We start from the raw sequence: 22,058 nt of genomic DNA, 5'->3' as shown, positions 1-22,058 counted from the left end.
CCCCGGTTGGCGCCCGAGCGCCGGGCCCGGACGCCGGACTCGGGTGCCGGGCCGGGCGCCGGGGGCTCAGGGGCGGTGTGCGGCGGGGATCTCCTCGTCGGCGGGCGGTGGGCCCGGCGGGGTGCCGTCGCCGAAGGGGCGCCCGCCCAGCTGCTCGCGGTGGTGCGGGGTCAGCCAGCCCGACAGCTCCGGGCCCGCCGGGACGATCGAGGTCGGGTTGATGCCCGTGTGCACGACGTAGTAGTGGCGCTTGATGTCGTCGAAGTCGACGGTGTCCCCGAAGCCGGGGGTCTGGTACAGGTCGCGGACGTACGCCCACAGGACGGGGTCCTCGGCCAGCTTGTTGCGGTTGCACTTGAAGTGGCCGTGGTAGACGGCGTCGAAGCGGACCAGGGTGGTGAACAGCCGGATGTCGGCCTCGGTGATGGTGTCGCCCACGAGATAGCGCCGGCCGCGCAGCCGCTCGGAGAGCAGGTCCAGGCGGCGGAAGACATCCGCGTACGCGGCCTCGTACTCCTCCTGCCCGGTGGCGAATCCCGCGCGGTAGACGCCGTTGTTGACGTCACGGAAGACGCCCTCGGCGACCTCGTCGATCTCCTCGCGCAGGTGCTCGGGGTACAGGTCGGGGGCGCCCGGCCGGTGCAGTCCGCGCCACTCGGTGGCCAGGTCGAGGGTGATCTGCTGGAAGTCGTTGGTGACCAGTTGGCCACTGGGTACATCGACGATGGCGGGCACGCTCACCCCGCCGGGGTAGTCCGCCTCGCGCTTGTCGTACGCCTCGTGCAGGAAGCGGATGCCGAGGACCGGGTCCCGGCCGTCGGGGTCGAGGGTGAAGCGCCAGCTCCGGTCGTCCTGAAGGGGGTCGGTGACCCCCAGGGAGAGCGCGCTCTCCAGGCCCAGCAGCCGCCGTGACACCAGTACCCGGCTGGCCCAGGGGCAGGCGCGGCTGACGATGAGACGGTAGCGGCCGGCCTCGACGGGCCAGCCGTCCGCGCCGTCGGCGGTGATCCGGTCGGCGAAGTGGCTCTTGGACCTCTTGAACGCCTTGCGGCCGTACTCGGTGTTCCCGGCACCGTCGCCGGGGTCAGCGGGGCTCATACGGTCTCCTCCTCGCGGGACCGGGCCAGGAGGCCGTCCTCCCGGCGTGATCCCAAACGACACGTGACCCCAAACGATATGGGGCAGGGACCGGGTTCAGCGGCCTATCTGCCAGGCGAAGGGGGGAAGTTGCGCGGCCCGGCAGTACACCTCGACGGCCCAGGGCAGCGCCGCGGCCGACGGGTGCAGCCGTGCGCCTTCCAAACTGGCCAGCAGCCGGGCGGTGTGGTGGACGCAGCCGGTGTACTGCCGGCCGTCACCGGTCAGAACGGTGACGGCCGAACGCCTGCCCTCGCACGGCGTCGGGTCCTTCGCGTCCGCGGCCGGACACCTGCGCGCGCCATCCGCCGTCTTCCCACTGCCCATGTCCCCACCCCGTGTCGCTCCGCCCGTGCCGACGAGTGACTTCCCCAACTGCGACTGATAATGAGGGAGTTGACACACCATTGGGGAACTCTTAACCGGGGGTTCTCAGCCGGTGACGAAATCCCGCACCACGGGAGCCAGGTCACCCACCGGCACCTCGTGGAACCCGCCGGGCAGCGACCGGAACCTCCCCTCCGGCAGCGCTTCGGCGGTGCGGCGGGCGCCCTCCTGGAGCACGGGCGTGCTGGCGCTGCTGCTCAGTACCAGAACGGGGAGCTTCACCCGCGCCAGGTCCGCCGCGGGCAGGGTGCCGTCGCCCATCAGTGTCATGTCGTGGACGAGAGTGGGGGCCAGCTTCTTCAGGCCCTCCCACCCCGGGGACTGCCGCGCCCCCTCGGCGGCCTCCGGCGACAGCCCGACGACCTCCGTCATGAAGTAGGCGATCGCCTCGCCGGACTCGCCCCGCGCGGTCAACTCGGCCAGCCGGGCGAGGTGCCCGGGAGGCTGCGGCTGCCCCGCGGCACCGGTGAAGGGCGGCTCGAACAGCACGATCCTCGACAGGGGCGCCCCTGCGCGCACGGCTTCCAGCAGGACGAAGCCGCCGGAGGACATCCCGAACGCGGGCACCTCTCCCCCACCGCTCACGGCCCGGGCCACCGCCACCAGATCCTCGGCCTCGCGCTCAGGCGCGTAGGGCGCCGTATCACCGCTGTCGCCCCGGCCTCTGCGGTCGTAGGCGATACCGCACATGCCGAGCCGGGCCAGCTCCCGGGCGAGCGGCACACCGGCCTCACGGGTGCTCATCGCGCCGCCCACGAGCAGCACGGGCGCACCTTCTCCATGGCGCTCATAGGCGATCCGGGTGCCATCAGGTGAGGTGACGGTACTGACGGTCATGTGCGACCCCTCTCTGTGCGGGCGGTTCCGCCCGGTTCCGGTACTTGGAAACTTCTAACAGAGGGCACTGACAGCCGGGTCGGTCCCGCCGGGACCGGACCGGCCGGGCGGGCGGGCGGGACCAGGTGGGGCCAGGCGGGCCGTGTCGGGTGGGCGGGCGCTGGGTACCCGCTGCGACCACAACCGCTCATCACAGTCACAGAGCCGCAGGGAGGAAATATGCGCCTCGAATCCCTCGCCCCTCTTCTCACCCGTAACGGACCGTGGGCCACCGTCTACACCGATACGGCGCGGGCCACCGAGTCCGCCGGGGCCGAGCGGCGGCTCACGGCGCGCGCGGCGGGCGACGAGCTGATGCGGCAGGGCGCCGATTCCCGGACCGCCGAAGCCGTGGTGGAGCGCCTGGAGGCGCTCTCGCCCAACGAGGAGCCGCACGGCAGTGCCGTGTTCGCCACGCAGGGTGAGGTCGTGCTCGGTCTGCCGCTCACCGAGCCGCCCGAGCGGACGCGGACGAGCTGGTCGGCACTGCCGCACCTGGGCCCGCTGCCAGGGCTGATGCGGGAGAACCCGCTGTGCCTGACGGCCCGCATCGATCGCACCGGCGCCGATTTCGAGCTGCGCGACGCGTACGGCGTCCGGCCCGCCGGGCAAGCGCTCGGAGAGGACTGGCCCGTGCACCGCACCGCCTCGGGCGACCCGTCCGAGCGGCATTTCCAGCTGCGGGTGGAGAACACCTGGGAGAACAACGCGGGGCTGATCGCCGAGGCGGTCTCCCAGCGCTTCCAGGAGACGGATGCCGACGTGCTGGTCCTCAGCGGGGACCCGCGCGAGCGCCGCGCCGTCCACGACCGGCTCCCCGAGCCGCTGCGCGAGGCCGCGATCGAGACGTCGCACGGAGGCCGGGCCGCCGGTTCCGGAAGCGAACTGCTCGACCAGGACACGCGGCGGGCCCGCGAACACTTCACCGAACGCCGGACCGGCGAGGCTCTCGCCGGTCTGCGCGCCGGGCACGCGGCGGGGCCCGGCCCCGCGCCCGGGGGCGGCACGGCCGAGACCGTACCGGAGCTGGTGGAGGCGGCACGCGAGCACCGGGTGGGCACGCTGGTCATGCGGCCCGGCGGGCCGGACCGGGACCAGGAGGTGTGGGTCGGCCCCACCGCCGACCAGATCGGTGTGCGCCGCTCCGAACTCCAGTACCTGGGCGCCCCCGACCCGGCCGCCGCCCGCGCCGATGACGCGCTGCTGCGGTGCGCCGTGGCGACGGACGCCGAGGTCCTGGTGGCGGGCCCCGAGGACGACCTTCCGGTGGGCGGCCTCGGCGCGCTCCTGCGCTGGACGTACGACGAGGACGCCGGGGCCCCGGCGCCGGGCACGGTCTGACGCTCCCGGCGGGGCGGGGCACGTACGGGGCCCCCCGTCCCACCGGGTCCTGTCCATAACGCCTCGGTCTTGACCCGTTTCCACCGTGGTGAGGCCGCCACGTCCCAGGAGCGGGAGCCGCGGTCGAGCCACCCGGCGAGCAGCCCGAACCCGGCGCCCGTCAGCGCCAGCATGGCCCCGAGCGTGCTGGGTGCCGTGAAGCCGAAGCCGGCGGCGATCACGACCCCGCCGAGGGAGGCACCCAGCGAGTTGGCGATGTTGAACGCCGACTGGACGCTGGCGGAGCCCAGTTCGGGCGCTTCCCCGCCCTGGTCCAGGATGCGGGCCTGGACGCTGGGGATGGCGGCCATGCCGGCGATACCGGTGAGGAAGACGTTCACCGCCACCAGGATCGAGTTCCGCGCCGTGAACAGGAACATGGCCAGCGAGACCGCGAGGGCGAACAGCGCGGAGCACATGGTGCGCAGCGGCCAGTCGGCGAGCCGGCCCCCGAGCATCGTGCCCACTGTCATGCCCGCCCCCGACAGCGCCAGCAAGGCCGTGGCCGCCGTGGGGGTGTAGCCGCTGACCTCGGTCACCAGCGGCTGGATGTAGGTGTAGAACGAGGAGGTGCCGCCGAACCCGAAGACGACCACCGCGTAGGCCAGCCAGACCTGCGGCTTTTTGAACAGGCCGAGTTCGCCGCGTACGGAGCCTCGCGCGGGCCCCGGCTGGAGGGGGATGAGGAGCGCGAGGCAGACGAGTCCGAACAGCCCGATGCCGGCGACCACCATGAACGTCCAGCGCCAGCCGACGGTCTGGCCGAGCAGGGTGCCCAGCGGGGAGCCGACGATGTTGGCCATCGGCACACCCACGAGGACCAGTGAGAGTGCTCTGCCACGCTTTTCCGGCCCTACGAGACCGGCGGCGACGACCGCACCGACCCCGAAGAACACCCCGTGCGGCAGCCCCGAGAAAAACCTGGCCGCGAGGAGCAGTTCGTGGGTGGCGGCAAGCGCTGAGGCCACATTTCCGCAAATGAACATTGCGGACATGACGAGCAGCATCGTCTTTCTGCGCACCCGCAAACCGGCGATGGTGAGCAGTGGTGCGCCGACCACGACGCCGAGCGAGTAGGACGATACGTAGCCGCCCGCGTCGGAGATCGAAACACCCATGTCGGAGGCCGCCTCGGGCAGCAGACCTATCATCACGAACTCGGCCGTGCCGGCTCCGAACGTCGCGATGGCCAGGGCCAAGAGGGCAAGGGGCAACGGGGACCTCCTTGCGGAGTGGGGGCGGGGGATTCACGGCTCGCCACGGGCGAGTCTTTCCTTCAATTGAGGTTGGGCACTTTAGGATTGGATCAAACAATTCCCCAAAAAAGCTGTCCATAGCAGGATTTGGGAATTTTCCCGAACTCGCCCTGGGAGTACGGCAGTCGGGATAAATCGGACCGCGAAGAATCACACCTGGCGGGGTATGGGCGGCCGTTGTGCCGACCGTCACCCCCAGCCGGCTTCCGGTGCGCGAGGGCGAGGGCGAGCCGTCCGTGACACAGCTCGGCCCCCGGGGGAACCGGGGGCCGAGCGGGCCGCGCGGGACCGGATGGACCGGGCGGGCCGGGATGGATCGGTGTGGCGGGAGGGGGTGTGGGCCGCCAACGGGGCCGGGATCAGCCGATGTTGACGTCCACGCAGGCGTAGAAGGCGTTGGCCGTATCGGCGATGTTCCACACGGCGAGCACCTTCTGCCTGCCGCTGAAGCTCTGGAAGTTGACGTTGTGCGAGACGTACTCACCGGGTGTCGCGCCGCCGTCGTCGAATTCGGCGATCTTCGTGTTCCCGATGAAGTACTGCCACGTCGTGGTGCGGTGACGGGCTGTCAGCTTCCAGTCGAAGGTCGCCGACCCGCCGACGTTGGCGACCTTCCAGCCCTTGTTGTCGTCCCGCAGGTCGGCGAATCGCGCGTTGCCGCCCGCGCAGTCCTTGAGCCCCTTGGGGCCTTCGACGCTCTGCGGTTCCCACTTGATCTCACCGCACTGGACGACGTTGGTGGCGCACTGGGCCTGCCGGCTCGCGGGGTCCGTGATCCAGCCGTGTGCGCCGGCGGGGGTCACGGAGAGGCCGAGAACCAGGAAGGGGGACAGTCCGGCGCCGAGCAGTGTCGCTAACTTCCGTCTCTTGTGCATTGCAGCTCCTGGGGGGAAGAGGCCGAGCACATCGAAATTGGTCTAGACTTTAGCGGCTGACCGTGCGCCGTCAAACCCTCGCGCACGCCGGATGCCGGCGGCGCCCACCCGCCCCCAAGGCCACCCACGCGGACACCGGGTCCGGGTCCGGCGGGTCCGGACGAGGCCCGGACCCGCTGGACCCGCCCGCGTCACGCCTTGGGGAAGCTGAAGCCGTAGCCCTCTTCCTGGAGCCACGGCAGGTACTGGCGCAGCGCCTCGTAGGACTGGGAGCGGTCGCCGCCGCCGTCGTGGAAGAGGATCACCGCGCCGTCCCGGGTCTGCTCCTTGGCCTGCTGGACTATCGCGTCCACACCCGGGCGCTTCCAGTCGCCAGGATCGACGATCCAGCCGAGTGGGCGCATGCCCTGGTCCGCCGCTATGCGGCGGCTGTAGGGGGTGAAGGCGCCGCCCGGCGCGCGGTAGTAGTAGACGCGAGCCCCGCCGGACGCCTTGTCGATCATGCTCTTCGCGTCGAGTATCTGCTTCTTCTGGTAGCCGTCCGCCTCGTGGTCCATGCCGGTGTCGTGATCGACGGAGTGGTCGCACAGCCGGTGCCCCTCGGCGACGATCCGCTTGACGAGTTGGGGATAGCGGCGGGCGTTCGGGCCTATGAGGCAAAATGTCGCTTTTATCTGGTATTTGCGCAGCAGATCCAGCGTCTTGGGAGTCCACTCCGGGTGCGGCCCGTCATCCAGAGTGAGCGCGACCGAATGGCCACCCGCCGCCGAGTGATGGCTGAGCGCCCTGCTCGACTTGGGCACCGCCTTCGGCTTCGAGCGCTTGACCGCCGGGCGCTTCCCCTCCTTGGCCCCGGACTGCGGCTGCGCGCCCGAACCGCCGCGCACACTCTGCTCCCAGCCCGGGTGAGGGGCCGAGGCGACGGCCCCCGAACTCGTCCCGACGAACGCCGTCAGCAGACCGACCGCGACGGTTCCCGTAGCGGCGATCATCGCCACGGCTCCCGGCCGACTGCTCCCCTTGCTGTACAAAACCTCTCCCAACTGACCGTTTTCACCGTGCTTGTCAATGATGCAGATCCCACGGGCGTAACAACGGTTCCGCGTGGGACATGAGAGATACGCCGCATTTGGGCCGGGCCGCCACGGAACCCGCACGGCGCACCTGACAGGCTGAACATGCGGTCGCGCTGAAACAAGCCGCGACAAGCCGGGATGAGCCGAACCAGGCCCAGCCACGAGCCTGGGACAAGCTGGAACAAGAGGGAGAGCAGAGGCACATGGTGAGCAGTGTGAGCAGTGACGCCTTCACCGAACAACGGGCGCGCGAGGTACTGACCACGGCGGCCGGCGAGCGGGCGGGGACGGCGCGGCTGCTGTCCCTGGGCGAGAACGCGGTCTTCGCACTGGGTGAAACCGTCGTACGGGTCGGCCGCAGCCCCGAACTGCTCGCCCGTGCCGAACACGAACTACGCGTCGCCACCTGGCTGGAGGAGGAGGGGGTACCCGCCGTCCGCGCCGCCGACCCGGCGCCCCGGCTGATCGGGGACCATCCGGTGACCTTCTGGCGCCGACTGCCGGAGGCCGTACGCCCGGCCGGTGCCGCGGACCTGGCGGGGCTGCTGCGGCTCGTACACAACCTGCCCGCACCGCCGTTCGCGCTGCCGCCACGGGAGCTGCTCGGCGGAGTGGAGCGCTGGCTGCGGCTCGCGGGGGACGCGGTGCCGCGCGAGGACGCGGCGTTCCTGCGCGCCCGCCGTGACGACCTCACCGCCGCGCTGCCGGGACTGCTCCCCCGGCTGACGCCCGGCCCGCTGCACGGCGACGCGCTGCCGCGCAACGTCCACGTCACCGCCGAAGGCCCGCTGCTGGTCGATCTGGAGACCTTCTCCGCCGACCTGCGCGAGCACGACCTGGTGGTGATGGCGCTCAGCCGCGACCGCTACGGACTGCCCGAGGCGGAGTACGAGGCGTTCTGCGAGACCTACGGCTGGGACGTGCGCGAGTGGGACGGGTGCGCGGTGCTGCGAGCCGCCCGGGAGACGGCCAGTTGCGCGTGGGTCTCCCAGCACGCGCCGGGCAACCCCGCAGCGCGCGAGGAGTTCCTGCGCCGCGTGGCCTCGCTGCGCGACGCGGACCCGGCGGTGCGCTGGCACCCGTTCTGACGTGTCCACCGCTCTGGTCCGGCGCCCGCTCTGACTGCGCCCGTTCTGGCGCGGTCCCCGGGGCTCCCCTGCGCCGGGCAGGTCAGGGCGTCGGGGAGGACAGCCAGCCCCGGCGCTCCAGTTCGGCGACGAAGCGGCCGTAGGAGTCGTCCAGCGCGCCCTTCTCCGAGGGCACCGGCTCCACCAGGCGCCCCTCGCCGGCGCCGCCCGTCATCGCGCCCGCGGCCTCCTCCAGGCAAGAGTGCAGGGTGCCGGCGGCGGCGAGCAGCGCGGCGCCGAACGCGGTCTCGGCCCGTGCCGCCACCCGCAGCGGCATCCCGAGCGCGGTGGCGCGCAGCCGCGTCCACAGCGGGCTGCGGCTGCCGCCGCCCGCCGCGTACAAGGGGCCGGAGACCGGGATCCCCAGCGCGCGGATCCGCTCCAGCCCGAGCCGTTCGAGGAAGGCCACGCCCTCCAGGTCGGCGCGGTGCCGCTCGGCGTCGTCGGCGGGGGTGCCCAGGGTGAAGCCGCGCGCCGCGCCGCTGACGAAGGGGAAGCGTTCGCCCTCGCGGCGCAGCGGATAGCTCACACAGGAGGCCGGGCCCCGCTCCCCGGCTGCCGCGTCCAGTGCGGGGAGCCGGTGCGGGGGAACCTGGGCGAGGGCTTCGCCGCCGGTGTTGGAGGCGCCGCCCGGCAGCCACCAGCCGTCGGGGTGCCGGTGGCTGTAGAGGGCGCCGGAGGGGTCGGTGAGCAGTTCGCGGGTCACACCCTTGAGGACGTAGGTGGTGCCCAGGACGCCGACGAACTCGCCGGGGCGTACGGCCCCGGTGGCGATCTGGCCCGCGCAGCCGTCGGTCATGCCCAGCCGTACCTCGCAGCCCTCGGGCAGTCCGGTCTCGGCAGCGGCCCGCGCGCTCACCGTACCGGCGCCGCTGCCCGGCGCGCGGACGTCCGGCAGCCAGCTCGCGGGGATGTCCAGCGCGTCCAGGACCTCGGCGGGCCACTCCCGGGTGCGCGGGTCATACCCCGACTTCAGCGCGTGGCTCCAGTCGGCGGGCACGGGGCCGCCGGTGAGCCGCGCGCCGATCAGATCGGGGGTGTGCAGCACGCGTGCGGCGCCGGGGTGCCGGTCGGGGTGCCGGGCGTACCAGGCGACCCGGCCCAGCGCGGCGGTCGGGCCCACGGTCAGACCGAGCGCGGCCCAGCGCGGCGCCCCGGCTTCCTGGGCGCGGGCGTTGAGCCGCTCGCCCCGTCGGTCGTCGTACATGAGGGCCGGTCCCAGGGGTGCGCCGTCGGCGTCGGCCAGGACGAGGGTGCCGGAGGTGGCGGAGACGGCGACGGCGGTGACCTCGGCGCCGCGCGCGGGCAGCGCCGAGGTGGCCTGGCGCAGGGCCGCGGCGGTGGCCGGCCACCACTCGCGGGCGTCCTGTTCGCTGCGGCCCTCCTCCCGCACCGGCTGTGGCAGCGGGGCCCGGCCCTCGGCGAGCACCGTGCCGTGGGCGTCGGCGCACAGGACGCGGACGGCGGCCGTCGCGATGTCGATCCCCGCGACGACGGGGGCGGCTGCGGGGTGGGGCGGGGGCGGCGGGGAGGCCGGGGCTGGGCTGGGCATGGGCTCCCTTTCCTCGGGCTGTTCGGCTGTCCGTCGAGTTGGTTGCCGTGGTGTGGGCGGGCTCGTGTTCGGCGCCGCTCGGCTGCTCATTTCATAAGCGCTGTTAAATTCACACAGTAGATGTGATATCGCACATGCGGGGGCGGCTGCCAGCGGGCTCCCCCTTCGGCCTCTTCGGCTCCGGGTGGCTCATTCCTTCGCCCTCGCCGCCGGGGCGACCCGCACGTCCGTGTGCTCGCGCAGCTCGGCCAGCAGCTCGGGCCCGGCCCCGTCGTCCACCACCACATGGTCGAAGTCCGCGACGGGGCACAGCCGGTGCAAGGCGGTGCGGGCCACCTTGGAGTGGTCCATCAGCAGCGCCGTCCGCGCCCCGGACCCGAGCATGGCGCGCTTGACCAGGACCACGTCCTGCTCCTGGTGGAAGGTCATCCGCGCGTTCATCGCCGAGGTGCTCACCAGCACCAGGTCCACGGACATGGACTCGATGGCCTCCACACACGGCACGCCGAGGAAGGAGTCGTGCGTCAGGGAGTACTCCCCGCCGAGGGCGATCAGCCGGATCTCCTCGCAGCCGGCGAAGACCTCCAGCACGCGGCGCGCGTTGGTCAGCACCGTCAGCGGGGCCTTGGCCGGCAGCAGCCGGGCCAGGGCCAGCACCGAGGTGGAGTCGTCCAGCATCACGGACATGCCCGGCTCCACCAGTTCGGCGGCGGCCAGCGCGACGGCCTCCTTCTCGGGCACATGGACGCCGAGGCGGTAGTCGAGGTTGCTCTCGAAGACGCTGGTGGGCAGCGCCGAGACGCCGCCGCGGAAGCGCCGCAGCACCCCGCGTCCGGCGAGCGCGTCCAGGTCCCGGTGGACGGTCATCACGCTCACGCCCGTCACCTCGGCGAGCCAGGAGACGGTCACGGTGCCGTGCTCCACCACGTGTTCGGCGATGAGCTGTCTGCGGTTCTCCTGCGAGCGGGCAGAACCGGCGGATGCGGCCGGATTCGTCATGGCGTCAAGTCTCGCTCACCTGGGGGTGGTTGCGGACGGCGGCCTGTACGCCTCGGAAGCTCCGGCCACCCCGGAAGCCGGGGCTGCCGACTCGCCCGTGGGCACGTTCAGGGAGCGCAGCGCCGCCCGGCCGCCCGGCGCGCCGTCCAGTTCGATCTCCGTCACCGCCGCGTTCTCCAGCCTCGGCAGCACCTGCCGGTAGCGGCCCAGGGGGATGCCGAACAGTGCGCACAGGGCGACGCGGAAGGCGGTGTTGTGCGCGACGACCAACGCGGTGCCACCCTCGTGTGCCGCGGCCAGCTCGCGCAGCGCCCCGCACACCCGCCCGGCCACGGCGGCGGGCGGTTCGGAGCCGGGGAACGCGCCGCGCTCGGCGTCCTGCTGGAAAGCGCGCACGAGCCCGGGGTCCTCGGCGGTCATCTCGGCGATGGTGCGCCCCTCGCCCCAGCCGAAGTCGGCCTCGCGCAGGCCCTCGTGGACGACGGGCGCCACACCCAGGGCGCGGGCCGCGGGAGCAGCGGTGCGGCGGGCCCGCGACAGCGGCGAGCAGGCGACGGCCTGGATGCCGTGCGCGCCGGCGTGCCCGGCCGCCCACCGGCCCAGTGCCTCGGCCTGGCGTTCCCCGGCGTCGGTCAGTGCCACATCGGAGATCCCGCAGTAGCGGTTCTCGGCGTGCCAGACGGTCTGACCGTGCCGTACGAGCAGGAGCCGGGCGCTCATCTGTCCTCCTGGACGGGGTGGGGCCGGGCTCTGCCGGACCGCTGGCGGGTCTGTGGAGCCGGAGTGGGTTGGGGTTCTTCACGTCGAGCGCTATAAATATAACAATCTCAGTGTGGAGAACAGGCGTCTGGAGGGCGTACGGCCATGACCTCAACCATCGGGACGATCGTCGGTGTCGATATCGGCACCTCCGTCACCAAGGCCGTCGCCTTCGACCGTGACGGCCGCGCGCTGCACACCGCGGCCCGCCGCTCCACGCTGCTGCGCGAGCCGGGCGGAATCGTCGAACAGGATCTGGAGGAGGTGCTGGCGAGCGTCGCCGAGGTCGTCCGGCAGGTGGCCGCCGCGCTGCCCGCGCCCCCGGCAGCGCTCGCGCTCACCGGACAGGGCGACGGGCTGTGGCTGCGGGATGCCGAGGGGCGCGCGACCCGGCGCATGATCTCGTGGCTGGACGGCCGCGCCGCACCGCTGGTCGGGCGCTGGCAGCGGGACGGCACCGTGGCCGAGGTCTTCCGGCACACCGGCTCCGGCATGTTCCCCGGCTGCCACGCGCCGCTGCTGGCCTGGCTGAACGAGCACGAGCCGGCGACCCTGGAGCGCTCCGCCGTGGCCGGGTACTGCGTGGACGCGATAGCCCAGCGGCTGACCGGCACCATCGGCGTGGACGCCTCGGACGCCACCTTGCCGTTCCTGGATCCGGCCGGCCGCACCTACTCCCCCGGCGCGCTGGCCGCCTGCGGCGTCTCCGCGCTCGCCCGCCTGCTGCCCGAACCGGCGTCGCCCGGCGCCGTGCTGGCACTGGACCGCGCGGGCGCGGCGCTGCTCGGCCTGCCCGAGGGCCTGCCGCTGACCGCCGGACCCTACGACCTGCCCGCCTGCGCCCTGGGCAGCGGGGTACGGGAGCCCGGCGACGGGCTCTTGACGGTCGGCACCACGCTGGCCTGCCAGGTGCTGACCGACCACGTGGAGCCGGGCGCCGGCACCGAACCCGCCGGAATGTGGCTGTGCACTCCCGAGCCGGGGCGCTGGCTGCGCGCGATGCCCGCGATGGTCGGGACGGCGGGCATCGACTGGGCACTCGGCCTCGTCGGCGCCACCACGGAGGACCTGGAGCCACTGCTGACGGAGAGCCCGGCCGGGGCGCACGGGGTGACGGCGCTGCCGTTCTTGTCCGAGGCCGGGGAGCGGGCGCCGTTCGTCTCACCCAGGGCGCGTGCCGCGTTCGAGGGCCTGTCCCTGGCGCACGACCGGGCCGACGTGGTCCGCGCCATGTGTGAGGCAGTGGGCTACGCGGCACGGCACTGCCTGGAGAGCGCCGGGCTGACCGGAACGCTGGCCGCCTGCGGGGGCGGGGCCCGCTCGGCGGGGTGGATGCGCGCCTTCGCCGGGATCCTCGGGCGTCCCGTACGGGTGCCGCTGGAGTCGGAGGTCGGCGCGAAGGGCGCGGCGCTCGTGGCCCGCGCCTCGCTCGGCGACCCGGCCGACGAGGAGGTCTGGCACGCCGACCACCGCATCGTCGAGCCCGACCCCGGGGTGCGCGAGCTGTACGAGCGGGGGTACGCGGACTACCGGGCACGGGTGGAGTCCTCGCGGGAGCGCTGGGACGCGCGTTCGGCCTGAACCTCCGGATCCGGCGCGGGCAGAGCTGACGGACGGCCCGGCACGGGTGGCGTGCCCGCCCGGCACGGGGCGAGTGCCCCCGGCAGGGGGTGGGGCGCTGTCCGGCACTGGTCACCCGGAACGGTGATGTCGCATTTCCGCCAGCCCGCGGGCCGTCGGCGAGGGAAGCTGGGTGTCCGACCGCCGGAAAGGACCCGCATGACACGCACGTACACGGTGACCGACAGCCCGCTGGGCCCGCTCACGCTGGTCGCGACGGACGGCGCCTTGTCGGGCGTCTACATGGAGCGGCAGCGTCACCTGCCGCCGAAGGAGACGTTCGGCGAGCCGGATGCCGGGCCCTTCGGCGCGGTGATCGCGCAGCTGGGCGAGTACTTCGCAGGAGAGCGCACCGACTTCGACCTCGAACTGGCTCCGCAAGGCACCGACTTCCAGCGCACGGTGTGGGACGGGCTGCGCCGCATCCCCTACGGCATGACGGTCACCTACGGGGAGTTGGCCGAGGAGATCGGCCGGCCGGGCGCGGCCCGCGCCGCGGGGCTGGCCAACGGGCGCAACCCGATCAGCGTCGTCATCCCCTGCCACCGGGTGATCGGCTCCACCGGCTCGCTGACCGGATACGGCGGCGGCCTCGAACGCAAGCGCTACCTCCTGGACTTCGAGCGGGGCCTGTCCGGCCGGCTGCCCTTCCCCAGCATGGCGTGACGCCGATGGCGCCGGCGGCGGCCTCATGCACCGAGGCGTGCCCGGAGGGCTGGGCTGGGGCGGCGGCTGGGCTGGGGCGGTGGTGTGCCCCGCCGTGCCCGGAGCGCGTGGACGGCGGGTTTACCTCCCCGGGGAGCGGCCACCCGGGGCGCGTACCAGCACCACCGTCTCGCTTTGGAGGACACGATGTTCCGCGCAATCGCCGATGTGCTGCGCGCTACAGGCGGCGCGATCGCCACCGTCGTCACCCTTCCCTTCCGTGCCCTCGCCAGGCTGTTCGGCGGGGCTTCCCGCTCAGCCCACTGACACCGGGGCGCGCCGCGGGCCACCGGCCCGCCGCGCCGTGTGTCACCGGCCGCCGAAGTCCAGAAGGATCTTCGGCGGCCCGCTGCGTCCGCTCTCCAGCAGCGCGAACGCCGCGCTGACGGACTCGGCCGGGAAGACCTCGGCCACCAGCGGTGCCGCGTCCAGGATGCCGCGCTCGAACAGGGCGACGGTGCGGTCGTAGTGCGAGATGCCGTGCTGGATGCCGAGCACGTCCACGCCCTGGAGGGACAGCTCCCCCGCCACGAAGGCCACCGGCTCCCGCGCCACTCCGACCAGGGCGATCCGCGCCCCGCGCTCGGCCAGCCGCAGCGCCGCGGTGAACGCCGAGGCCGCACCTGATGCCTCCACGATCAGCGAGCAGGCGCCTTCCGGGGCCTGGTCCGCGTGGTGCGCGGCGTCCGCGCCGCAGGCCAGGGCCAGGTCGAGTCCGGCCTGGTCGATGCCGACCGCGTGCACCTGGTCGGCGTAGCGGCGGGCGTACTGCACCGCCAGCAGGCCCATCGTGCCGGTGCCGATGACGGCGACCCGGTCATCGCCGGTGAGCCGGGCCCGCTCGAACGCCTCGACGACCGAGACCGCCGGCTCGATCAGCGCGCCCGCCGGCTCGGGCAGGCTCTCCGGCAGCGGGGTGAGCGCGTGCACCGGCATCCGTACATAGTCGGCCGCGCCGCCCTGGAGTCCGTACAGTCCCGTCTCGCGCAGCGCGGGGCACATCTGCGGGCGTCCGGCGTGGCAGCGGGCGCAGGCGCCGCACGGCACCATCGTCCGGCCGACGACGAGCGAGCCGAGAGCGGGCGCGCCCTCGGGCACCCCGTCGGCGTGCGCGACGACCTCGCCGTACCACTCGTGCCCGAACACATGCGGGAAGGTGATCCGGCCGTCCTGGAGGAACGCGGAGGTCCCGTGCAGGATCTCCAGGTCGGTGCCGCAGATCCCGGCCTGCCGGGTGCGTACCAGCGCGGTGCCGGGTTCGGGCGACGGCACCGGCACGGAGGCCAGGTCGGTCTGTCCGATACCGGTGACGCGGGCGGCACGCATCCGGCCCTCGGGCCAGTTCCCCTTCATCGCACGTCCTCCCAGGCTTCGTGCGGCGCTCGGTCACGCCGCTCCTCGCACCGCGCACGGCGTGCGGAGACGGCGGGCGGCACCGCACGGATCATGACATGGGCCGTTTCGCGCCCGCGGCCCGGGTCATGCGCAGCGTGAGCAGCCGGAAGGGACGCAGCGTGATCCGTACGGCGCCGTCTTGCCCCGGCTCCAGGCCGGTGCCCTCGGGTGGCGAGGCCAACGGCCGCTCCAACAGGTCGGCGGGGCGGACGGATCCGGCCGGGAAGCCGGGCGTGAGCGTGACGTGGGCCCGCCCGCCGTGCGCCTCGTGGAGGCGTACGACGACATCGCCGCTGCCGTCGTCGGCCAGCTTCACGGCGGAGAGTGTCACCGCGTCGCTGTTGACGGACACCAGCGGCGGCACGCCGCCGACGGCGCCCCGTACATGGCGCTCGGGGAGGTTCACGCGGTGGCCCTCGCGTACGGCATCGGCGATCCCGGCGCCGGGGACGAGGGCGTAGCGGAAGCGGTGGAGGCCCTGGTCGGTCTCGGGGTCGGGGAAGCGCGGGGCCCGCAGCAGGGAGAGGCGCACGGTGGTCGTGGTGCCGCCGTCGGCCTCGCGGACGGTGCGGGTCACCTCATGCCCGTAGGTCGAGTCGTTGACGAGTGCCACGCCCCAGCCGGGCTCGGCCAGGTGCACGAACCGGTGCGCGCACGCTTCGAACCTGGCCGCCTCCCAGCTGGTGTTGGTGTGGGTGGGACGGTGGAGGTGGCCGAACTGGGTCTCGGCCGCGTACCTGTCGGTGTGCAGGTCGAGGGGGAAGGCCGACTTGAGGAATTTCTCCGTCTCGTGCCAGTCCACCTCGGTCTCCAGGTCGAGGCGGCGCTGTCCGCGCGCGAGGGTGAGGTGCTGGACGGCGCGCGAGCTCTTCTCCCCGGTCTGCCCGAAGGTGCGGGTCACGCGGACGGTGGCGCGCTCGTCGCTCTCCTGGGTGAGCAGCACCTCCTCGGCGTCGGTCAGGTCGGTGACGACGTTGCGGTAGAAGGCGTCCACGTCCCACGCGTCCCACTTGTTGGGGAGGTCGGGGTGGAGCTGGAGGAGGTTGGCGGCCGTGCCGGGTGCGAGGGTCTCCCTCCCGGCGGGGATGTCGTAGGCGGAGACGGCGAGTCCGCGCGCATCGACGGTGACCCGCAGCAGCCCGTTGTCCAGGGTGAGGCCGCCGTCCTCGTCGGCGGTCACGGACACCGGGGCGCCCTCGGTCCGTGCCGGACCCGCGGCGAGTGCGGGCACCCCCGCGCGGGCGTGCGGGGCCGAGTTGAAGAGCAGCTCGGCGCTGCCCTCCCCGGCCAGTGCCGACTGGGCGTCGCCGATGATCTCCGCCAGCTCGGCGGTCACCCGCGCGTAGGTGCGTTCGGCCTCGCGGTGGACCCAGGCGATGGAGGAGCCGGGCAGGATGTCGTGGAACTGGTGCAGCAGCACTGTCTTCCACAGCCGGTCCAGCCGCTCGTAGGGGTAGTCGGCGCCTGTGTGTACGGCCGCTGTCGCCGCCCACAGCTCTGCCTCGTAGAGCAGGTGTTCGCTGCGGCGGTTGCCCTGTTTGGTCCTGGCCTGGGTGGTGAGGGTGGCGCGGTGGAGTTCGAGATACAGCTCGCCCGCCCAGACAGGCGCATCGGGGTACTCGGCCTGCGCCTGCGCGAAGAAGTCGGCCGGCTTCTCCCAGGTGACGGTGGCCGACCCTTCGAGGTCCCGCAGCCGCCGGGCCTTGGCGATCATCTCGCGGGTGGTGCCTCCGCCGCCGTCGCCGTGGCCGGTGGGTGCCAGGGAGCGGGTGGCACGGCCCTTCTCCTTGAAGTTGCGGGCCGCGTGCGCGAGTTGGCCGCCGGACATGGTGCAGTTGTAGGTGTCGACGGGCGGAAAGTGGGTGAAGATCCGGGTGCCGTCGATGCCCTCCCACCAGAAGGTGTGGTGCGGAAAGGGGTTGGTGGCCGACCAGGAGATCTTCTGGGTCAGCAGCCACTTGGCCCCGGCGGCCTTGATGATCTGCGGGAGGCCGGCGGCGAAGCCGAAGGTGTCGGGCAGCCACGCCTCGTCGTTCTCGACGCCGAACTCGTCGAGGAAGAAGCGGCGGCCGTGGACGAACTGCCGGGCCATCGCCTCGGATCCGGGCATGTTGGTGTCCGACTCCACCCACATGCCGCCCGCCGGTACGAACCGGCCGCCGGCGACGGCCTCGCGGACCTTCGCGTAGATCTCCGGCCGGTGTTCTTTGACCCAGGCGAACTGCTGGGCCTGCGACATCGCGTAGACGAATTCCTCATCGACGTCGGGGTCCTCGATCAGCGCCGTCATGTTGGCCGTCGTACGCGCCACCTTGCGCACCGTCTCACGCAGCGGCCACAGCCAGGCGGAGTCGATGTGCGCGTGGCCGACGGCGCTGACGCGGTGGACCGTGGCCCCGGCGGGCCGGGCCAGCGCACCGGCCAGGCGGGCGCGGGCGGCTGCGGCGCTGCGGCCGATGTCCTGGAGGTCGAGCGCGTCCAGAGCGCTGTCGAGCGCGCGCAGGATCTCCCAGCGGCGCTCGCCCTCCACGGGCAGTTCGGCCATCAGCTCGCCGAGCACCTCCAGGTCCAGGATCAGCTCCCACACTTCGGTGTCGAGGACGGCCAGGTCCATGCGGCCGAGCCGGTAGAGAGGGTCGGTGCCGGCGGTGCGCGGGTCGCCCAGCGAAGTGGGGTGGAAGGGGCGGCCGTGACCGAGGAGGACGGGGTTGGCCGCCGCCTCGACGTAGAGGGTGATCTCCTCGCCGCCGCGGGCCCGTTCGGCGATCCGCACCCACTGGCTGCGCGGATGGAGACCCTTGACGGGACTGCCGTCGGGGCGGTGGACGAGGCCCTCGCACTGGAACCCGGACATGGTGCCGTCGAAGCCGAGGTCCAGCAGCGCCTCCACCGTCCGCCCCGCCCACTCGGCGGGCACACCGCCGCGCACCCGGAACCAGGTCGTCCCCCACGGCGGGCCCCACGCGGCCCCCGCCTCGGTGGGCGCGTAGTCCGCGTCCAGCCCCTCGGCCACGGGTACGGGCTCACCCGGCGTCTGCCAGGAGGCCACCTCCAGCGGTACGGAGCGGGGATACAGCGCGGGCCGCACCCGCTCCTCCAGCACCCTGGCGAGCCGGGCCTCCACGAGTGTGCGGTCGTCATGCATGCGGGCCATCCTCCCGGGACGTACGGCGTGCGGGCGGCGGCACCGCGCCGAGTGGCACCTCGCTGGGGCGCACCGTCTCGGTGATACCGCGCGCGGCCAAGTGTGCGGGGTCGGCGGCACGCGACGCGAGTACGACGGCGGGACGGGCCCCCTCGGCGGCGAGCGCCGCCCACGCCTCGAAGAACGCGCCGCCGGGCGCACACGCGGTGCGGACCTGAGCCTGGGCAGCCTGGTCCTGGAGCTGGTCCTGGGCCCGGGTCCGGGGCGGGGTCTGGGGCTGGGGCTGGGGATCGAGGACGAGCGCTGTGGTGCGGAGCGCCGGGCTGGGGCCCTCAGCGCGCCATCCGGCCGCGACACGGGCCAGTTCGCGGCCGGCGGGCTTGGGCCGCCGGGAGTGGGTGAGCAGGCCCAGGCCGTATTCCAGCTCGGGGAAGTCGGCCAGCGCGCGGTCCACGTCGTGCGAGCACCACCAGGTGACGCCCCACAGGTGCGGGCAGTCGAGGGCGGCGCCGAGCGTCGCGGCGGTGAACGCGGCGGCCCGCTCCGGCGGGATGTGCGGCGCCGGCGCCCCGACCTCCTGAAGCCACACGGGCCGCGCCGGATCCGTCGCCCAGGCTTTGGACAGTTCGATCAGGTAGGCGGCGTGCTGTTCCGTGGCCCGGCCCGCGGGGCCGTGGCGCTGCGCCGTGCCGTTGAACACCCACGAGTGAACGGCGGTCATGGCCCCGACGGTCGCGGCCTGCTCCGGGGTGAAGGGGTGACCGTGCCGGTACCACGTCGCGTCGTCCCCCGCGTGCAGGTGTGCGCGGCCGGGGGCGCCCTGCTCGCAGGCGGCGAGCATCCGGCGCAGCCATGCGCCGGTCCGCGTCGCGCTCGCCGGATGGGGGTCGGGGTGCGGGCCGCCGGAGAATTGGTTGATCTCGTTTCCCAGTGTCATTCCCAGGAAGTTGGGCCGCTCGCGCAGGGCGGCGGCGAGCGTACGCAGATACGCGGCCTGCGCCTCGATGGCCTCGGGGTCGGTGAAGAGGTTTCTGCGGTGCCAGGTCACCGTCCACGACGGGAGGAAGTCGAAGCTGGACAGGTGCCCTTGCAGACCATCGACGGCGACGTCCAGACCGCGTTCGGCGGCGGCGTCCGTCAGCGCGACCAGTTGCTCGACAGCGCGGGGGCGGATCAGGGTGCGGTTGGGCTGGAAGAGCGGCCAGAGCGCAAAGACGCGCACGTGGTCGAGGCCGAGGGCCGCGATGGAGTCGAGGTCTGCCCGGATCTCGTCGAGGTCGAAGTCGAGCCAGTGGTGGAACCACCCGTGGGTGGGCGTGTAGTTGACGCCGAAACGCATGAGCCGGGCCTCCATGGGTGCGCGAGCGACGCGGTCCACGCCAGTTTCCGCCCCGGGGGCTCCCCGCCGGTACTGAGGCTCTCCGCAATCAACCGTAGGGCCATCCGGCCCCACCGGGCAGCGACGCGGAGGATCGGAGGCCGGCCACCCGGACACGATCCGCCCGTCACGACGAGCTGAGCCATTGCCGCCTCACCGCGTGAACCGCGCGGCCCCGGTCACTCCCCCGGCCCGCGGCCCATCGGCATGCCTGCCGACAGGCGTCCCGGCCGCAACCGCGCCCCCAGCCCTCGTCCAGATCGCGTCCCTGGCCTCGAACCGGTCTCGAACAGCCCCGGGCCGGTTGGAGAGTGAGCGGGTAGTCGTCGTAGGCGTGCCGGGTCAGGCGCCGAGGGGGTTCTCGGCCTGGGTGCGGCGGGTGTGAACTGTCCGGCAGCTGTGGGTCATCTCGTGCGGCGCACGGTGTGGGACGCCTTCGGGAGCCTCGGTGCCGACCGAGAGCTTGAGGGCTGCGCAGCCGGCCTCGAAGTTGGCGGGGCAGGCGGAGCAGGCTTCATGTGGTGCCTGCTGCCGGGCTGTTCCTGCTGGTGTGGGTGCGGTCGGTGATCCAGGTGAGCGCGGCGATGACGGGGAAGGCCGCCGCGGTGAGGGTGACCGCATGCCAGTCGCCCAAGTGATGTGCAAGGGTGCCGAGTTGGGAGCCGATGGCGCCGCCGATGAAGAAGGTGGCGATGTAGACGCTGGTGATCCGGGCGCGGGCGTCTGCGTCGAGTTGGTAGATGGTGTGCTGTCCGAAGACAAGGGAGCACTGCACGGCGCAGTCCAGGAGGACTGCGGCGGCGGCGAGGACGAGGATCCGGTGGGCGGCCAGGCCGGCCCAGATGAGGGTGGCGGAGGCGAGCAGGCAGGTCACGGGGGTGAGCCGGTGGGCGAGCCCTCGGTCGGCGAGGCGGCCCGCGAGAGGGGCGACGAGCGCACCGGCGGCGCCGACGAAGGCGAACAGGCCGACCTGGAGCTGGGAGTAGTTGTACGGCGCGGTGGTCAGGACGTAGGAGATGGTCGTCCAGAACGCGCTGAAGGCGGCGAACATGCAGGCGTGGTAGAAGGAACGGCGGCGCAGCTGCGGGTGCACGCGGATCAGGCGGGCCGTGGAACGCAGCAGCGCGGTGTAGGAATCGGTGCTGGTAGGGGCCCGGTGGGGCAGCGCGCGGCGCAGGACGAGAGCCAGGATCGCCATCAGGGTGGCGGAGACCAGGTAGACGGTGCGCCAGCCCGCGACGTCCGCGAGCAGGCTGCCGACGGTGCGGGAGAGCAGGATCCCGGCGAGCAGCCCGCTCATGACCTTGCCCACCACGGCGCCGCGCAGGTGATCGGGGGCGAGGTCGGCGGCGTAGGGGACGAGGACCTGTGCGACGACGGAGGTGGCGCCCGCGACGAGCGCGGCGATGAGCAGGACGGTGAAGGTGGGGGCGAGGCCACCGGCGGCCATGGCCAGGGCCGTGACGGTGAGCAGGACGGAGACCAGGCGGGAGTTCTCGATGCGGTCGCCGAGGGGGACCAGGAACACCATGCCGGCGGCGTAGCCGAGCTGGGTCAGGGTGATCAGCAGGCCGGCGGTCGAGTCCTGGAGCTGGAAGGTCCGGCGCAGCATCTCCAGGAGCGGCTGGGCGTAGTAGAGGTTGGCCACGGTCAGCCCGCAGGAAGTTGCCAGGAGTACGACCAGCCGGCCGGGCAGGGCTCGCTGTCGCGCGTTCGACTCCGGTGTGGCACGGGCGGCTGTGGGCACGGGCATGGTCTGTCTCCGGATACGGACGTGGGGAGGGGCGGAAGCCGGGCCGGCTCCACAGGCCGGCCGGCCCAGGACCTGTGTCCTGGCCTGAAACGGACACCTCGATCGCTCCAGCGAGCAGCCGACTCATCTCGAATCAGAGTTCCATATTGAACTTCAATTCTACATAGAACGCGACGAGTAGCATGTCAAACATGAAGAACTCGGGCGACCCGCTACCCCAGGGGATCGAAATCGGTGCACTGTCCAGGATCGTTCGGCAACACTTCGCCGACCGGATCGAGCAAATCATCCACCCTCTGGGGCTCACCCTCGGGCAGTGGACGGTGCTGCGGGAACTGAAGCGGACACCCGGCGCCTCCGCTTCTGAGCTCGCGCGCGCCGCGGTCCACACGCCGCAGGCCGTCAGCCGTCTCGTCCGGACCCTCCAGGAAGAGGGACTGGTGGAGCGCTCCCCGGCCCGGGGCCGGGTGATGGACAACCATCTCACGGCCAAGGGGCACAAAGTGATGGATGAGACCTTCATCCAGATTGAGGCCCGACTGGCTCCGGCGCTGGAGAAGTTCGGCAGGGCCAACACCGAGGAATTCCGCCGCCTGTCTCATCTCCTCATCGAAGCCCTGGAAGACCCGGCCTGAGCC

18 protein-coding genes and 1 pseudogene are annotated in these 22,058 nt (G+C 72.8%); 6 read left to right on the top strand and 13 right to left on the bottom strand.

Features of this window, described 5'->3' with window-relative positions; genetic code table 11:
• Positions 1-66: 66 nt before the first annotated feature.
• From ABD339_RS13685 to ABD339_RS13675, 3 genes are all read right to left on the bottom strand, one after another.
• Positions 67-1,098 carry a glutathione S-transferase family protein gene (locus ABD339_RS13685; protein WP_344565732.1) on the bottom strand — a complete coding sequence of 344 codons (1,032 nt, stop codon included), beginning with the start codon at positions 1,096-1,098 and terminating at the stop codon, positions 67-69.
• A 96-nt stretch (positions 1,099-1,194) separates the two neighbouring features.
• Positions 1,195-1,464 carry a hypothetical protein gene (locus ABD339_RS13680; RefSeq protein ID WP_344565730.1) on the bottom strand — a complete coding sequence of 90 codons (270 nt, stop codon included), beginning with the start codon at positions 1,462-1,464 and terminating at the stop codon, positions 1,195-1,197.
• Positions 1,465-1,569: 105 nt separating this feature from the next.
• On the bottom strand, positions 1,570-2,361 hold the full coding sequence (locus tag ABD339_RS13675) for an alpha/beta fold hydrolase (protein WP_344565728.1): 792 nt from the start codon (positions 2,359-2,361) through the stop codon (positions 1,570-1,572).
• 219 nt (positions 2,362-2,580) lie between these two features.
• On the opposite strand from ABD339_RS13675, the gene ABD339_RS13670 reads away from it, so the two are divergent.
• Positions 2,581-3,741 (top strand): baeRF2 domain-containing protein, encoded by a 1,161-nt coding sequence (locus tag ABD339_RS13670; RefSeq protein ID WP_344565726.1) that lies wholly within the window; start codon positions 2,581-2,583, stop codon positions 3,739-3,741.
• A 287-nt stretch (positions 3,742-4,028) separates the two neighbouring features.
• Here ABD339_RS13670 and ABD339_RS13665 read toward each other — a convergent pair.
• From ABD339_RS13665 to ABD339_RS13655, 3 genes and pseudogenes are all read right to left on the bottom strand, one after another.
• A pseudogene (locus ABD339_RS13665) lies at positions 4,029-4,931 on the bottom strand (MFS transporter); the annotation flags it as partial.
• A gap of 464 nt (positions 4,932-5,395) precedes the next feature.
• Positions 5,396-5,911: a lytic polysaccharide monooxygenase auxiliary activity family 9 protein gene (locus ABD339_RS13660; protein WP_344565724.1), complete on the bottom strand. Its 516-nt coding sequence runs from the start codon at positions 5,909-5,911 to the stop codon at positions 5,396-5,398.
• Positions 5,912-6,102: 191 nt separating this feature from the next.
• Positions 6,103-6,903 carry a polysaccharide deacetylase family protein gene (locus ABD339_RS13655; RefSeq protein WP_344565722.1) on the bottom strand — a complete coding sequence of 267 codons (801 nt, stop codon included), beginning with the start codon at positions 6,901-6,903 and terminating at the stop codon, positions 6,103-6,105.
• Positions 6,904-7,190: 287 nt separating this feature from the next.
• Between ABD339_RS13655 and ABD339_RS13650 the strand changes: the two genes are divergently transcribed.
• Positions 7,191-8,075 (top strand): phosphotransferase, encoded by an 885-nt coding sequence (locus ABD339_RS13650; protein ID WP_344565720.1) that lies wholly within the window; start codon positions 7,191-7,193, stop codon positions 8,073-8,075.
• Positions 8,076-8,157: 82 nt separating this feature from the next.
• On the opposite strand, the gene ABD339_RS13645 is transcribed toward ABD339_RS13650, so the two are convergent.
• The 3 genes from ABD339_RS13645 to ABD339_RS13635 form a co-directional block, all read right to left on the bottom strand.
• Positions 8,158-9,666: an FGGY-family carbohydrate kinase gene (locus ABD339_RS13645; RefSeq protein ID WP_344565718.1), complete on the bottom strand. Its 1,509-nt coding sequence runs from the start codon at positions 9,664-9,666 to the stop codon at positions 8,158-8,160.
• Between the two features lie 189 nt (positions 9,667-9,855).
• Positions 9,856-10,665 (bottom strand): DeoR/GlpR family DNA-binding transcription regulator, encoded by an 810-nt coding sequence (locus ABD339_RS13640; RefSeq protein WP_344565716.1) that lies wholly within the window; start codon positions 10,663-10,665, stop codon positions 9,856-9,858.
• 15 nt (positions 10,666-10,680) lie between these two features.
• Positions 10,681-11,385, bottom strand: a complete 705-nt coding sequence (locus tag ABD339_RS13635) for a histidine phosphatase family protein (RefSeq protein ID WP_344565714.1) — start codon at positions 11,383-11,385, stop codon at positions 10,681-10,683.
• A 156-nt stretch (positions 11,386-11,541) separates the two neighbouring features.
• Between ABD339_RS13635 and ABD339_RS13630 the strand changes: the two genes are divergently transcribed.
• The 3 genes from ABD339_RS13630 (at position 11,542) to ABD339_RS13620 (ending at position 14,016) form a co-directional block, all read left to right on the top strand.
• Complete coding sequence (locus ABD339_RS13630) at positions 11,542-13,005, top strand: FGGY family carbohydrate kinase (RefSeq protein ID WP_344566118.1); 1,464 nt, start codon at positions 11,542-11,544, stop codon at positions 13,003-13,005.
• A gap of 198 nt (positions 13,006-13,203) precedes the next feature.
• Positions 13,204-13,710 carry a methylated-DNA--[protein]-cysteine S-methyltransferase gene (locus tag ABD339_RS13625; protein WP_344565712.1) on the top strand — a complete coding sequence of 169 codons (507 nt, stop codon included), beginning with the start codon at positions 13,204-13,206 and terminating at the stop codon, positions 13,708-13,710.
• Between the two features lie 186 nt (positions 13,711-13,896).
• Positions 13,897-14,016, top strand: a complete 120-nt coding sequence (locus ABD339_RS13620; RefSeq protein ID WP_344565711.1) for an LPFR motif small protein — start codon at positions 13,897-13,899, stop codon at positions 14,014-14,016.
• Positions 14,017-14,058: 42 nt separating this feature from the next.
• On the opposite strand, the gene ABD339_RS13615 is transcribed toward ABD339_RS13620, so the two are convergent.
• From ABD339_RS13615 to ABD339_RS13600, 4 genes are all read right to left on the bottom strand, one after another.
• A complete protein-coding gene (locus ABD339_RS13615; RefSeq protein ID WP_344565710.1) occupies positions 14,059-15,102 on the bottom strand; it encodes a zinc-dependent alcohol dehydrogenase in 1,044 nt (347 codons plus the stop codon).
• 91 nt (positions 15,103-15,193) lie between these two features.
• Positions 15,194-18,289: an alpha-mannosidase gene (locus tag ABD339_RS13610; protein ID WP_344565708.1), complete on the bottom strand. Its 3,096-nt coding sequence runs from the start codon at positions 18,287-18,289 to the stop codon at positions 15,194-15,196.
• Positions 18,282-19,628, bottom strand: coding sequence for a glycoside hydrolase 5 family protein (locus ABD339_RS13605; RefSeq protein ID WP_344566116.1), 1,347 nt, complete (start codon positions 19,626-19,628; stop codon positions 18,282-18,284). The genes ABD339_RS13610 and ABD339_RS13605 overlap by 8 nt, the downstream gene beginning before the upstream one ends.
• A gap of 553 nt (positions 19,629-20,181) precedes the next feature.
• Positions 20,182-21,420 (bottom strand): MFS transporter, encoded by a 1,239-nt coding sequence (locus tag ABD339_RS13600; RefSeq protein WP_344565706.1) that lies wholly within the window; start codon positions 21,418-21,420, stop codon positions 20,182-20,184.
• Positions 21,421-21,611: 191 nt separating this feature from the next.
• Here ABD339_RS13600 and ABD339_RS13595 point away from each other — a divergent pair, with 191 nt between their 5' ends.
• Positions 21,612-22,055 carry a MarR family winged helix-turn-helix transcriptional regulator gene (locus tag ABD339_RS13595; RefSeq protein ID WP_344565704.1) on the top strand — a complete coding sequence of 148 codons (444 nt, stop codon included), beginning with the start codon at positions 21,612-21,614 and terminating at the stop codon, positions 22,053-22,055.
• Positions 22,056-22,058: the final 3 nt, after the last annotated feature.

Origin of the sequence: Streptomyces axinellae, from assembly GCF_039532135.1 — a bacterium.
In the GTDB taxonomy this organism is placed as follows: domain Bacteria; phylum Actinomycetota; class Actinomycetes; order Streptomycetales; family Streptomycetaceae; genus Streptomyces; species Streptomyces axinellae.
Note: the sequence above shows the minus strand (reverse complement) of the source record. Positions and strands in the feature narration are given on the sequence as shown.